12 protein-coding genes are annotated in these 13,817 nt (G+C 39.0%); 11 read left to right on the top strand and 1 reads right to left on the bottom strand.

Annotated features, from left to right (window positions below; translation table 11 throughout):
• The first annotated feature begins 60 nt into the window (after positions 1-60).
• The 5 genes from A5888_RS15820 (at position 61) to A5888_RS15840 (ending at position 4,259) form a co-directional block, all read left to right on the top strand.
• Complete coding sequence (locus A5888_RS15820) at positions 61-957, top strand: hypothetical protein (RefSeq protein WP_086350854.1); 897 nt, start codon at positions 61-63, stop codon at positions 955-957.
• 460 nt (positions 958-1,417) lie between these two features.
• Positions 1,418-1,873, top strand: coding sequence for a PTS sugar transporter subunit IIA (locus A5888_RS15825; protein WP_086350853.1), 456 nt, complete (start codon positions 1,418-1,420; stop codon positions 1,871-1,873).
• A gap of 70 nt (positions 1,874-1,943) precedes the next feature.
• Complete coding sequence (uxuA, locus tag A5888_RS15830) at positions 1,944-3,011, top strand: mannonate dehydratase (protein WP_086350852.1); 1,068 nt, start codon at positions 1,944-1,946, stop codon at positions 3,009-3,011.
• A gap of 39 nt (positions 3,012-3,050) precedes the next feature.
• Complete coding sequence (locus tag A5888_RS15835; protein ID WP_170924905.1) at positions 3,051-3,683, top strand: bifunctional 4-hydroxy-2-oxoglutarate aldolase/2-dehydro-3-deoxy-phosphogluconate aldolase; 633 nt, start codon at positions 3,051-3,053, stop codon at positions 3,681-3,683.
• A gap of 264 nt (positions 3,684-3,947) precedes the next feature.
• Positions 3,948-4,259, top strand: coding sequence for a hypothetical protein (locus tag A5888_RS15840; protein WP_086350850.1), 312 nt, complete (start codon positions 3,948-3,950; stop codon positions 4,257-4,259).
• Between the two features lie 113 nt (positions 4,260-4,372).
• On the opposite strand, the gene A5888_RS15845 is transcribed toward A5888_RS15840, so the two are convergent.
• Positions 4,373-5,353 (bottom strand): LacI family DNA-binding transcriptional regulator, encoded by a 981-nt coding sequence (locus tag A5888_RS15845; protein ID WP_086350849.1) that lies wholly within the window; start codon positions 5,351-5,353, stop codon positions 4,373-4,375.
• Positions 5,354-5,853: 500 nt separating this feature from the next.
• On the opposite strand from A5888_RS15845, the gene A5888_RS15850 reads away from it, so the two are divergent.
• The 6 genes from A5888_RS15850 (at position 5,854) to A5888_RS15875 (ending at position 13,243) form a co-directional block, all read left to right on the top strand.
• Positions 5,854-7,155: a sugar ABC transporter substrate-binding protein gene (locus A5888_RS15850; protein WP_086350848.1), complete on the top strand. Its 1,302-nt coding sequence runs from the start codon at positions 5,854-5,856 to the stop codon at positions 7,153-7,155.
• A 399-nt stretch (positions 7,156-7,554) separates the two neighbouring features.
• The gene (locus A5888_RS15855) at positions 7,555-8,442 is read left to right on the top strand and encodes a carbohydrate ABC transporter permease (RefSeq protein ID WP_086350847.1); all 888 of its coding nucleotides are present in this window, start codon (positions 7,555-7,557) and stop codon (positions 8,440-8,442) included.
• 11 nt (positions 8,443-8,453) lie between these two features.
• Positions 8,454-9,281, top strand: coding sequence for a carbohydrate ABC transporter permease (locus A5888_RS15860; protein WP_339101690.1), 828 nt, complete (start codon positions 8,454-8,456; stop codon positions 9,279-9,281).
• Positions 9,282-9,339: 58 nt separating this feature from the next.
• Positions 9,340-10,716 (top strand): NosD domain-containing protein, encoded by a 1,377-nt coding sequence (locus A5888_RS15865; RefSeq protein ID WP_086350845.1) that lies wholly within the window; start codon positions 9,340-9,342, stop codon positions 10,714-10,716.
• Positions 10,706-12,205: a glycoside hydrolase family 32 protein gene (locus A5888_RS15870; RefSeq protein WP_086350844.1), complete on the top strand. Its 1,500-nt coding sequence runs from the start codon at positions 10,706-10,708 to the stop codon at positions 12,203-12,205. Before A5888_RS15865 ends, A5888_RS15870 begins: the two co-directional genes overlap by 11 nt.
• Before the next feature lie 51 nt (positions 12,206-12,256).
• The gene (locus A5888_RS15875; RefSeq protein WP_086350843.1) at positions 12,257-13,243 is read left to right on the top strand and encodes a carbohydrate kinase family protein; all 987 of its coding nucleotides are present in this window, start codon (positions 12,257-12,259) and stop codon (positions 13,241-13,243) included.
• Positions 13,244-13,817: the final 574 nt, after the last annotated feature.

Raw genomic sequence — 13,817 nt, forward strand, 5'->3', positions numbered from 1 at the left:
AAGATAGAAGATTCCAACTGAAAGATTTACAGCGATCTGAAGACAGGAAGTGATGGAACGATGGAAAAAACAGAAAAGAGAGTACAAGATGAGACATTCAAGGACTGGCTGTTTCGTTATCAGCATATCTATCGTCTGCGTCGGACAAAGAAACAAAAGCAACGGTTTCTTTCAGCGTTAGTAACGGATATCGCTGAGATGAGAACCGATATTCAAGTGATTGAATACCAGCAGAATAAAAAGTATGTTTCCAGTAATTTGTACGTTGGTAACGTCGAAACAGCAGACCGAATCCTCTGTACGTATTATGACACACCACCTCAAGGCTTTGGTTCGTATGACCTGTTCGATCGTGAAAAACAGAAAAAATCGATTACCGGCTTTATACTCGTTAGTTCGCTACTCATGTTATTAGTGGGAGGATTGCTGACGATGTTGTATATGAACCAGTCTGGGAATACATTTGATCTGTTTTCGATCCAGACACTTTTTGTCATTCTTGGGTATGGACTCTATTTCTATCTTTTAGGTAAGGTGGCCAAAGGGCTGTCGGTTCGGAAAACACTGATTCGCAACACCTCATCGATTCTTGCTTTGTTGGCATTGATTGAGGAGAACAGTGACAAGAAAACGGCCTTTGCGTTTGTAGATGAGGGCTGTTTTGGTGAAATAGGACTGGATGTTTTGAAGAGCTCCTGCAAAGCTTCAGCGAAAATTTATTCTCTTGATTGTGTCGGTGCAGAGCCGGAGCTGTATCTGGCAGACCGCACAAAAACACCAATCAAGCTAGAGGATACAACTCAGCTAGGCAAGCAGTCAGAGCAAATCAATTACATTTTTAGTGCGAGAGCAGCAAGTAGCGCAGCAGAGACATCGTATTATTTGGAGCAGTCTGATTTGAAGCAGAAACAGCTGAATAGTACGAACATGCGGAAGCTTATCCAGTTATTCAGCTAGAATGTAAGTTTTATAGAAACAAGTGGCAGTATACACTTGAGAGCTTTTAGCAAAGGTCTGATTTACAAGAAATATAGCGATATAAACAATCTGTGGTACCAATAATGACCCTCATTTTTTGCTACCGTTTATTTCGCTATGCCGTTTTCCTTTTATCAAGAGCGCTAGGAAAACGGACATCGGACCTCGAGAATGAAGAAACTGACCAATTGCTTGGACAGTTTCATTAACAATAAAAGGGAGAGCCATTATTCTGATGTAGGAACCTCTAGAAATAATGGACATCGGACCTCAAGGATGAAGAAAGCAGGCAAACTTGCCTACTTTCAACAGCAACACAAAGGAGAGCCGTTTCCCTTTTACCAAGAATGCTAGAGAAACGGACATCGGACCACCAGAAAGGAGAAACTGCCCAATTACTTGGACAGTTTCATCAAAAATAAAAAGGAGAGTGATGCACATGCTGGGAATAGTCCTTGCGACACACGGTCAGTTAAGCAATGGCCTGAAGGATTCAGCCGAGGTAATTATCGGGGCTGTCAGTAATACTGAGACAGTTAATCTGAATCAAGGGGATGATATTCAGGAATTAGGACAAAAGATAAAGCAAGCAATTCAACAGGTGGATAAAGGCGAGGGTGTCATTGTATTGACGGATTTGGTGAGTGCCAGTCCTTACAATCAATCGGTATTGGTAGTCAATGCATTAGAAGGTTCAGCAAGAGAAACAACCTTCGTCATTGGTGGTGTCAATTTACCGATGCTGTTGGAGACGATCAATCATCAATTGATAGGCACAAAAGCGGATGAACAAATGATTCAAAGTATTGTAGCGCAAGGTGCAAATGGCATCAGTCTTTGGCAGGCAGCTGATACAGCAGCAGATATGGATGATGAAGAGGAAGACGATTTTTAAAGAATTTTTTTATAAAAGCAATAGATAAACCGAGGTTTTCCTCTAAAAAATTAGCGAAGGATGATTAGTGATGAAATGGGGATTCAGATGGTATGGAGAAAAAGGCGATTCCATCCCATTACAATATGTGAAGCAGATTCCCGGTATCACCGGAATTGTAGGAACATTATTAAACAAATTGCCGGGTGATGTGTGGGAAGTCAATGAGATTCAGGAACTAAAGGATTCTGTTGAAAAAGGCGATTTGGAATTGCTGGGTATCGAGAGCGTGGCTATCCACGATTCCATCAAAGCGGGTGCACCGGACAGAGACAAATATATTGACAATTACATCCAGACAATCAGAAATCTATCTGCTTGCGGTGTAAACTTGATTTGCTATAGCTTTAAACCGATTTTTGGCTGGGCAAAAACGACATTGGCGCATGAAAACAGCGATGGCAGCTTTTCTTTGGTTTATGATCAGGCTGTGGTCGATAATATGGAACCGGGCGATATGTTCAAGCTGATCCACAGTCAGTCGAAAGGCTTTGATTTACCTGGTTGGGAAGAAGAACGTCTGAAAAAATTTGATTCATTGGTCAAAATTTATGAAGGTGTAACAGAAGAAGATTTGTTCGAAAATCTCAAATACTTCCTGTTGAAAATTATCCCTGTGTGTGAAGAAATGGATGTAAAAATGGCCATTCATCCGGATGATCCACCATGGGAAATCTTCGGTTTTCCAAGAATCACCAAGAACTTGGAAGACTTGCAAAGAATACTGGATATCGTCGATTCACCATACAATGGATTGACTTTCTGTACAGGGTCACTGGGTGCTGATCCATCCAATGATTTAGTTGAAATGATCAAACAGGTTGGTCATAAAATCAATTTCGTTCATTTCCGTAATGTAGGATTTCTGGGTGAAAAGAAATTTATCGAAACAGCGCATTTGAGTACAGAAGGCTCGTTGGATATGTATGCGATTATGAAGGCTTTGGTTGATGCTGGCTTTGATGGAGTGATTCGTCCGGACCACGGAAGAACGATTTGGGGCGAGCATGCCATGCCGGGCTACGGTCTTCATGACAGAGCGATCGGTATTGGTTATATGCAAGGATTGCATGAAGCGATCATTAAGGACAAACAATAATTCTGTCAAAGGAAAGCGAGGCTAAAAATCGTGACGATAATGACACACGAGATTTACGAGCAACTGGCAAAAACAAAGCTGTTGCCGTTATATACAGCTACTGATTTGAGCTGCTTGGATAAGCTGGAAGAAATCCTTGTCAAAAATGAGGTTCGCTTTATTGAAGTGACCTTCCGTAGTGATTTGGCAGCCGAAGCGATGAAACAGCTATCCAAATCAGGTGAACTGACAGTAGGAGCCGGAACAGTTAGAAGCTTAGCAGAAGCAGAGCTTGCCGTGGCAAGTGGGGCGAAATTTGTTGTGTCGCCAGCTGTGGTTCCTGAAGTTATTGACTACTGCTTAAGTAAGAATATACCTGTTTTTCCAGGAACAGCAACGCCTGGGGATATCCAGCGCGCGCTAGACTATGGGATCAAGGTAGTGAAATTCTTTCCGGCAGATATCTATGGTGGCTTGAAAGCAATCAAAGCATTGGGTGGGCCGTTTTATGATGTACAGTTTTTACCTACAGGGGGCATCGATAAAAGCAATTTCATGGACTATCTATCTGATGCACATGTGATCGGTGTCGGTGGTTCCTTCATTATTTCAGAAGCATTGATTCAGAAGGATAATGGTAAAACTGCGAATGAAGCATTGAAAGAGCTTGTTGATTTGTTGGAAGAACGGTGAGTCGCGTCTAGTCTCAATAACGGGTCAATGGCTAATAGAAATATGAACTACTAATCATTTTGGTTAGTAGTTTTTTTGTTTGGAACTAATAGTTGAAGGTAGGAAGAAATGAGGCGGAACGCAGCTTGCTTGCATGGTATAATAAGTGAAAAAGCAACTGTTATTTGGAGTAAGTTCCATTTATTATTGGTAGAACAAATTCATTTTAGTACAAATCTGATTCTGCTAAATAGCTAATCTAGATAACTATTAAGGAGGAAAATCGTGAAAAAATTGTCTTTAAATACAAAACTTGCAGCAATCATCTTAGGAGTTATTTCTGTAGCACTTTTGACACATCTGACACCGGAATGGGCTGTTAGAGCCAATTTATTTTCTTCTGGTCACTTTAAGGAAGCTTTTTCCAGTAAAATCGAGCAAGTTGAATCAAAGGAAAAAGCAAGCTTTGACTATGCAACATTCTTCAAAGTTTCACCCCCTCCATTAGAAAAGAGTACACATGCTTACTTAGAAACCTATGAAGTAAAATCTATAGCTGGGCTATTTCATTCAGCACAATATTTTGGAGAGGTGTAGTTTCAATAGTTTTTTTAGGAGAAGAAGGTTCATTCAAGTGAACTAATACTGTAAACAACAAAAAAGAACAATCAAATTCTGGAAATGAATGGATTGTTCTTTTTGATTTTCTTTTAGAGTGTGGTGTCTTTTTCAACTAAGGTTGCAGCTACAACATTTTCATGTGGTATATAGGTTTCTAAAGAATTAACAGCAATCGTTGCCATTAAAGGAATGTTTTGGTCGATCGATGTGATAGGGTAGATAGCATTATTAGAGACTGGCGAATTATCGTAGCCGATGATTTCAACTTCTTCTGGAATTTTAATGTTTTTTCTTATGCAATCTCGTTGCAAAATAGTTGCGATGTCATCATTCGAACAAAAAATGCCAATTTTCTTTCTTGGATATTTTTTAAGTAGTGTATCAACTATCGGAGACATCGCTTTGATAGCAGCATCTGAATATGGATCAGTTAGGTCCGGATTAATGATTGTTTCATTTAGCCTGTCCTTTACTGCAAATTCAAAGCCAACAATACGCTTGAAAGAAGGCCAGTCTTCATGATACCCATTATTGATGTGTACAAAAACGTCACAGCCATCCGCTATCAGCTTATCACCAGCAAGCTTCCCGCCAGTATAATTATCATTGTTGATTTGGCAATAATTCCCCCCAGATCGCTCTATCGAGATGATTGGGACATCTAGTTTTTCAATATCTGAAGGACTCAAAATATGGCTAAGTAAAATAATTCCTTTTACCCGATAAGATGTCAGCATATTGATTAACTGCAGTTCCTCTTCTTTGGTATCACGGGAAGTATAGACAATAAAACTGTAGTCTTTTTCTTCGCCGGCCTTTATTAATTGGTTCAACAGCTCTGTGTAAAAACTGAGGTGTAGCTGAGGAAAAATTACACCAACCAAATTTGACTTGCCAGTTACTAAAATCCTGGCCACATTGTCTTGACTATAATTCAGCTCTTTGATAGCTGCACGTATTTTATCTTTTGTTCTATCTGATAAAAGCTCTGGCTTATTAAAATATCTTGATACTGTCGCAAGAGAAACTCCGCTTTTTTCCGCAATGTCTTTTATACCAACTTTATCCATGTTCGTTACCTCTCATCTAGGGATCGGAACTCCCTTTTTATCACAGGATTGTTTCTGACGTAGACTATGAATATCTATATCATACAATGTGATCCGTACTTCTTCAAGAGAAATGAAAAAATTTCAGCTTAAAAAATGAAAAATTTTTCATTTAATAAGAAGGTGATACAACTTTTATAAATAATAATTTCTACTATAACACGCAATATTTATAGATGTATTGCCAATACATAAGGGTTATCAGTCTTACTAATGGGAATTTACGGATCAGACCCTTAATGAAATTGATGAAAAATATTTTGAAAACGTTTGACAAGGAAAATTTCATACGCTATACTAGCGGTGTAAAACGCTTCCAGTTGGGAGGAGGAAAATAGACTAGGTTGGTTGGTGCTGTTTTCTCTTAATGAAAGATGGGCATAGCTACTTGATTATATAGAGTGGGACCTATCACTTTAAGGGAGAGGGATGGAGTCGTTAAGAAAGGTAGAGTGGAAAAGATGAAGAAAAGAAGTGTAAAAAAAACTTGTGCCATTATTTTAGCTATAGGAGCAATGATGAGTTTATTGTTTACTGGTTGTGGAAACAACGCAGCGAAATCGAATGAAAGTAAAGAAAAGAAAATTACTGTATTGGTTGAAAGCGGCAGCCCTGCTGAAAAAATTGCTAATAGTACAGCTGCAGCTTTTAAGGAAGAAACCGGCTATGAAGTTGTTGTTGATTCTGTTCCGTATTCAGGTATGTACGATAAAGTATCTACCGAAATCAAAGCCAAGGCTGCGGCTCATGATGTTGTCTGCTTAGATGTATTATGGTTATCTGCATTTGAAAATGCACTGACGCCTCTTGATGAACATGTTGACAGCAGTATTACATCGGATTTTCTCCCTACGCTAGAAGATGGAGGAACGCTAAATGGTCAGTTATTAGGTTTGCCAATGTGGATCAATAGTAAAGTTCTTATTTATCGTAAAGATATTTTTGCTGATGAGTCAAATAAGTCCGCGTTTAATAAAAAGTATGGGTATGAATTGAAAGTACCTGCTACTTGGGATGAGTATAAAGATTGTGCGGAATTTTTCACCAAAGATGATATGTACGGAACATCTGTATTTGGTATGGCCGGAGGCGACACGGTCTGCAGCTTTCTCGATCATGTGTCACAGGCAGGTGCGATGCCGTTGGTATTAGATGATAAGAATAACGTTCTTGTTGATGAGCAGCCCTATATAGATGCATTGCAATACCTATGTGACATTTATCAAGCTGGTTATGCGCCGGAAGAAACATTAGCGGTAGCTTCAACAGAATCACAAGAAATGTTTAATAACGGAAAGCTGGCTATGCAATTGAACTGGAGCCATCAATACCCAGCTGCGTATGCTTTAAATGAAGAAAATGTTGGTGTGGCCCCGATGATTGGTGGAACAGAAGGTGTAGCAGCAACGACAGGTCCTTGGTATGAGTGTGTGATGAAGAATTCTGAAAATCAAGAAATAGCCATTGAGTACTTGAAATTTATGTATGACAACAATGAAAAATATATGACGGAAGGTGCCTTGAAAATCGCAGGCCGGACCTCAGTCTATGAAAAATATACATCAGAGCCTGGGAATGAGCATTTAGGAGCAGTAATGGACACATTGGATAATAAATTTTCACAAAACAGACCGGCAACCCCTTACTGGACTGAAATAGAAGAAGTATTAGCTGGTGCTATTCAATCCTCATTATCTGGTAAGGCAACTCCTGAATCTGCTTTAAAAGATGCTAAAAAAGCTATTGAGGGAATCGTTGAGTAATTTGAAGAAGTATAAAGTGTCCCTTAAAAATAGATGTTTCACATACAATTTTTAAGAGTCACCTCAGTAAGCAAAACGAAAATGTCACATACTCTAAATACGATTAAATGGCGAGCTAAAAGCCACACGATATCCTAGTACGATCTTATCCAAATTCGAGGCTATAACTAAACATCACCTTTATCTGTTTATTTGGGGGAAGGAGTCAATAGATGCTGATGTCTCAGCCTTTGATAGGAAAGCGACTGCTTGATTGTAGCAACATATCAAGAATGTGGCTACTTGCAAGATTTCACCTTTTTCAGTCTTGCGATTATTCGTTTATTAGAAGCTGGTATCTTCGCATTTAGCCACTTTTAGCTCAACCTCATTATTATGAAATTTTAGGAGGGAAAACCTATGCAATTGATTTCCAGAAAAACAGTCCTTGCTTTTTTTCTGCCAGGTGCACTATTTATGGGAATTTTTATGATTTACCCAATTTTTAAAATGGGTTTCGATAGTCTGTTCACTATTGATGCAAGTGGCGTAAGAGAATTTGTGGGTTTAGATAATTATGTAAAAGCTTTTACCACGGATAGTTTTTTACATCCTTTGCGCAATACATTGCTCTATATTGTTATTGCGGTATCCATTGAGCTTGTTCTAGGTACCGCTTTAGCATTGGTGTTTGAAGCCAAATTTAAAGGAAACAATCTCATCCGATCGTTTATTTTGACTCCGTTGATGATCGCTCCATTGGTTGCCGGTCTTATTTGGAAGCTCATGCTGAGTGCTCAATTCGGTATCGTGAATCAGCTTCTTGTGAATACAGGGATTCTAAAAAATACGAACCAAATACTATGGCTTGCTGACGAGAAATGGTCTTTGATATCATGCTGTATCGCTGATATATGGCTTACTACGCCATTTATGATGCTGATGATTTTGGCTGGGCTGCAAGGGCTGGATAGCAGTATGTTGGAAGCGGCTACGATCGATGGTGCCAACTGGTGGCAGAAAATTTTGCAAATTAAATTACCTAATATTAAGCCTGTGCTTTTAACCGCTCTGTCTATCCGGATTATCGATGCTGCAAGAACCTTTGACATTGTTTGGGCAATGACACAAGGAGGCCCAAATAATTCTTCTGAATTGCTTAGTGTAGTGATTTATAAGACGTTGACAAGGTATAACAAAGTTGGCTTTGCCAGTGCCATGGCGTTGATTCTAGTTGTTGTTCTTGTTATTTTCACCCTCGTATTTATGCAAGGATTGTGGAATCCTAAAAAGAAACAAACCGCTTAAGGAGGCAGACAATGGAAAAGAAAAGTAATTTACATTTAAAAATAATGGTAATTGTAGGAATAATTTGTGCAATCATCTGGTCATTTCCTTATCTGTACCTTATTAGTTCAGCATTCAAACCTGGAACGGAGGTAGTGTCTATACCGGCTAAATTTTTTCCAAAAGAATTATCAATAGAAAATTTTACTGGTTTGTTTGACCGAATGCCTGCATTTCAATATATTTTTAATAGTTTTCTTGTGGCGATCTGCAGTACCTTGATCGCGGTGGTGTTAGGATCGCTTTCTTCTTATGCGATTCAACGCTCCGGAGCGAAAATTGCTGTTTTTCTAACGATCGTAGTTCTTTGCTTAAAGATGATTCCAACCTCAAGTATTGCTGTACCGATTTATGAACTGATTACAAAAATGGGATTATATGATACAAAATTTGCATTGATCATCGTTTATGCTGCAATCAATATGCCGTTTGTCATGTGGATCATGTTGGGCTTTTATGAAGGAATTCCCATTGATATTGATGAAGCTGCTTGTGTGGATGGTGCGTCTAGCTTGAAAACATTCCTATATATTATTTTACCGATTTGTAAGCCAGGATTAGCGACATCGTTTGTGTTCACGCTCTTTCTTTCATGGAATGAATTTTTACTAGCACTGCTACTTACGAGTACAGAGGCTAAAACCTTCACTGTCGGATTATCAGAATTTCTATCTGCGTATAGCATGGACTTAGGGCCTATGTGTGCAGGGGCATTGATTTTCAGTTTACCGGTTATGGTATTGTCGGTCTTTGCTCAGAAATTTATCGTTCAAGGTCTTACAGCAGGTGCTGTTAAATAGAATAAACACTATCGTTTTAAAATAGAGGATTATCGACGTCTAGGTAGGAGGAAGAAGCATGAGCAATAGTAAAAATTATTATGATGTCACTGATTGGCCTGTGGGCGATCCTTATGAAGATATCGGTGAAGTGATCAATAGTATCATTGAAGACATAAAAAAAAGACAAGCCATCACAGACGTAAATGATGGGGGGAAACCAGGAGCGGTCATTTATCTTCCACCAGGAGATTACCATTTGAAAACACAAGTACTTATTGATATCAGCTATCTAAAAGTCATGGGATCAGGTCATGGATTTACTTCTTCAAGTATCCGCTTCAATGTTCCGCAAGAGGAGTGGTCTGAGTTACATGAGCTATGGCCTGGCGGAAGTCGTATTTTAGTGGATATTTCAACGGAGAATCTTGAAAATGAGGCAGAGGGAGCAGCCTTTTATATAGCTCGTGAGGGAAATCCACGAATCAGCTCTGTTGAATTTACCAATTTCTGTATTGATGGTCTTCATTTTATTGAGGATGGAACAAAGGAATTGAATCCGGAAAATACCTATGTTAATAAAAAAACAGGGATTTATGTGGCCAGCGCACAGGACTCCTTTAGAATTACAGAAATGGGCTTTGTCTACTTAGAGCATGGCCTAACGATCTACCATGCTGATGCACTCACGGTTCATGATAATTTTATTGCGGAATGCGGCAATTGCATTGAGCTACGCGGTTGGGGACAAGCATCGAAAGTGACTGAAAACTTGATTGGTGCTGGTTTTAAAGGGTATTCAATTTTTGCAGAAAATTTTGGTGGGTTGATGATCACGTCAAATAATGTTTTTCCCAGAGGGAAAAGTAGTGTGCATTTGTCTGGTGTAACACGCTCGTTAGTTGCGAGTAATCGGCTACATGCATTTTACCCGGGAATGTTAGTACTTGAAAAAAATTGTTCTGAAAATCTCGTTTCTTCTAATCACTTCCTAAGAGACTATGAACCGTGGGCGCCTTTACAGCATCGAAATAATGGCTTGGATGATTTATATGGTCTGATTTATATCAATGGCAATAACAATTCGTTCCTTGGAAACCATATATCTAACGTGCTGAATGAGGAAGGAATCACACCATCTGGAGCGACTCCGGTAATTATTCGGATTGCTGAGGGGCAGGGCAATTGGATTTCCAATAATCATGTTGTGGCAACCGAGGCTGAGGTTGAGAGCAGTGACTCCTGTTTTTCTGCACAAGTTGAATCACTACTGAAAACAGATACTGCAGACCAGCTTTCAGTAATCACTGTTTTAGTCGAAGATAGCTCAAATGGAAATACAATTCTTGATTCAGGAACGGAGAGTCAAGTGAGTATGAATCGTACATTAAATGCTTTTAGACCAACGCCTGATATTGGGGTAGAGCATAAGGAGGATGAACAGCTTGTTCAATGAGCGAATGACTGAAAAAATCAGAGCTGCCCAAAGAGTGATTGATGCGAATAAGGAAACTGTCAGTAAAGGGGAAATGAGACAACAGTATCATTTCATGCCGGAAGCAGGTTGGCTTAATGATCCGAATGGTTTGATTTATTTCAAAGAGAACTATCACTTTTTTTATCAGTGTAATCCATATGATTCTTTTTGGGGAGCGATGCACTGGGGGCATGCAGTAAGTGATGATTTATTGCATTGGGAATATTTACCATTGGCTTTAGCCCCTAGTCATGAATACGATGACCATCCACAGGGCGGCTGCTTTTCCGGAAGTGCTATTGAGCACAATGGCAGGCTATACCTTTTCTATACAAGTGCTGCTAATAGTGGAGGTGGTGTGATTCAAAATCAAAGCATGGCCTACAGTGACGATGGAATCAATTTTCAAAAGTTTGAGAAGAACCCCATTATTGTTTCTCCACCATCAGGATATGACATGGTTGATTTTCGAGATCCTAAAGTTTGGAAACACGACGAGTTCTTTTATATGGTTGTCAGTGGTAAAAAGGATCAGTTAGCTCATGCGCTTTTGTATCGTTCGAAGAATCTGGAAGATTGGGCGTTCTTTAATGTATTAGCTGAAAGCCGTGGTGAGTTGGGTTATATGTGGGAATGTCCGGACTTCTTCTCTATAACAAATGAACAAGGCGAAAAATACGTTCTGACTTTTTCACCGATGGGTGTTGAGGAAAGAACCAGTATTTACTTAGTTGGAGAGATGAATTATGACACTGGTAAATTCAATTATTCCACGATGGGGACGATCGATTGGGGATTGGATTACTACGCACCACAATCCTTTTTGGATAAAAAGGGCCGTCGTATCATGGTTGCTTGGGCAAATGAATGGCAGTGGATGCCTTGGTGGAAGGACTGGGGACCGACCTATAAGGAAGGCTGGTGTGGATCGTTCAATCTTTTGAGAGAAGTCGTACTTGATGAGGACAACAGACTGAAGTTTTTACCCATTAATGAATTGAAAAGTATTCGTTTGCGGGAATGTACGCTTGAAAAAGAAATAATTGAACAAGAAGAGCTGTTGATTCCAACGGCTGATGGAAATAGTTTTGAAATGATGTTGACCATTGATTTGACAAAAACGACGGCAACACAGTTTTCGCTGAAATTGAGATGTAATGAGGAGTTGGCAACTATAGCGACCTTTGATTTAGCGAAGCAAATGCTCTATGTGAACCGTGACCATTCTGATAATTGGAGTAACGGAACGAGTAAAAGTACCTTACTACTTCAAGAGGAGGAGCGACTGATTATTCATTTGTTTAGTGATCAATCATCCATTGAATTGTTTACGGACAACTATAAAACCAATCATAGTCTAAATGTCTTTGCAGGAAGTGATCAAAATAAGAATTTTTTGTCGGTAGATAAAGGGCAGCTTGTAGTAGAAGAGCTTGTCACTTGGAGTTTGGCTAAAACGATGCTGTAATAATGCTGGCGTGAGAGTATAGCTCAAGTATTTTGAAAATGGAGGATTCTAATGAAGACAATTGATGTAACGGCCCTAGGAGAAATTTTAATTGATTTTACCGAAAATGGTGTCAGTTCTCAAGGTAATCCGATAATTGAAGTCAATCCAGGTGGGGCTCCTTGTAATGTCTTGGCAATGCTTCGTAAATTTGATCGGCAGGTAGCATTTATTGGAAAAGTAGGAAATGATACGTTTGGGCATTTCTTAAGGCAAAGAGTTTCTGAGCTGGGGATCGATACCCAACATTTATTTATTGATAAAGAGGTTCATACTACCTTGGCTTTTGTTCATACAATGAAGAATGGGGATCGTGATTTTTCGTTTTACCGTGATCCAGGAGCTGATAGGATGCTAAATGAGTTTGAAATAGATGAAGACTTGATCAAAAAAACGAAAATTTTTCATTTCGGCACGCTATCAATGACTCATGTAGGAGTGCGCAAAGCGACATTGAAGGCTTTATCTATTGCTAAGGAGAGCGGCTGTATCATTTCTTTTGATCCAAATATTCGTGAACCTTTATGGAAGTCATTAGAGGATGCAAGGCAACAGGTGGAAACAAGTCTGGCGTATTGTGATGTTTTAAAGATATCTGACAATGAAATCCGATGGTTTACGGGAGAAAATGATTTTTCTGCTGGAGTGAATAAGCTACGAGAAAAATTTGACCTTCCATTGATTTTAGTTTCCATGGGTGAAAAAGGGAGTAGAGCCTACTATAAAGAGTTGATTGTTGAGTCAGAGGCATTTCGCAATAAAAATACAATCGATACCACAGGTGCTGGTGATACTTTTTTTGGCTGTGTTCTTAACTACATTTTAGACTGGGGCTTGGATGAGCTTGATGAAGGGAAGTTGCGCTCAATGCTTCGCGTTGCAAATGCAGCTGCATCATTGATAACAACGAGAAAAGGTGCGTTATGCTCAATGTTTGAGCAAGAAGAAATTCAGTCATTCATTGAGTCAAGGAAAATAATGAATAGTGAAAAATACTAAGGGAAAAGAAGCTGTATTAACTAACAAAATCAAGATGAGCTCATCATAAAAAAGAACCGATGGAGCATGTCCATCGGTTCCAGAAATTATAACGTCTATAAGGATATTAGACACTTTTTTCAATTAGAAACTATTGTATTGCTTAATTAATAATTTCTATCCGGTTATTAAAAGTACTAGAATAGCCATTAATAAGTTTAGTATCTACATAACATCGGCTTACTTTCTTGTTTTTCAATAGTAATCAATCCGGTTTGCTCCCTGATTATAGTATCTTTATCTGCTTCTGGCATATAATTCGGGTGATATACTTCTATTTCAGACAGACAATGGACCTTGATATTCAATGACTTTGTTGTCTTGAGTGCCATTAGCTCATAAGAAATGGCTGCTATTTCAGTTCAATGCGCTAATTGAATTTCATCACTTGTATTGTTCCTTCTGAACCAATAGGCAAAGGATCGTTCAAGCTATTATTTTTGTGAAGTGCAACACTATAAGTTCTACCTGCAATTAGAGAACTAATATGATTGAACAGGACCTTGTCTTCAGTTACTGTATGTGTACCTAGTGA

This window comes from Enterococcus sp. 9E7_DIV0242 (assembly GCF_002140975.2).
Classification (GTDB): domain Bacteria; phylum Bacillota; class Bacilli; order Lactobacillales; family Enterococcaceae; genus Enterococcus_L; species Enterococcus_L clewellii.

What these genes read in the sequence shown, in the direction of transcription:
- A5888_RS15835 (WP_170924905.1), top strand. Translation starts at nt 3,051, where the DNA reads ATGACACACGAGATTTACGAGCAACTGGCAAAAACAAAGCTGTTGCCG.
- uxuA (WP_086350852.1), top strand. Translation starts at nt 1,944, where the DNA reads ATGAAATGGGGATTCAGATGGTATGGAGAAAAAGGCGATTCCATCCCA.
- A5888_RS15820 (WP_086350854.1), top strand. Translation starts at nt 61, where the DNA reads ATGGAAAAAACAGAAAAGAGAGTACAAGATGAGACATTCAAGGACTGG.
- A5888_RS15860 (WP_339101690.1), top strand. Translation starts at nt 8,454, where the DNA reads ATGGAAAAGAAAAGTAATTTACATTTAAAAATAATGGTAATTGTAGGA.
- A5888_RS15850 (WP_086350848.1), top strand. Translation starts at nt 5,854, where the DNA reads ATGAAGAAAAGAAGTGTAAAAAAAACTTGTGCCATTATTTTAGCTATA.
- A5888_RS15865 (WP_086350845.1), top strand. Translation starts at nt 9,340, where the DNA reads ATGAGCAATAGTAAAAATTATTATGATGTCACTGATTGGCCTGTGGGC.
- A5888_RS15855 (WP_086350847.1), top strand. Translation starts at nt 7,555, where the DNA reads ATGCAATTGATTTCCAGAAAAACAGTCCTTGCTTTTTTTCTGCCAGGT.
- A5888_RS15825 (WP_086350853.1), top strand. Translation starts at nt 1,418, where the DNA reads ATGCTGGGAATAGTCCTTGCGACACACGGTCAGTTAAGCAATGGCCTG.
- A5888_RS15875 (WP_086350843.1), top strand. Translation starts at nt 12,257, where the DNA reads ATGAAGACAATTGATGTAACGGCCCTAGGAGAAATTTTAATTGATTTT.
- A5888_RS15845 (WP_086350849.1), bottom strand. Translation starts at nt 5,353, where the DNA reads ATGGATAAAGTTGGTATAAAAGACATTGCGGAAAAAAGCGGAGTTTCT.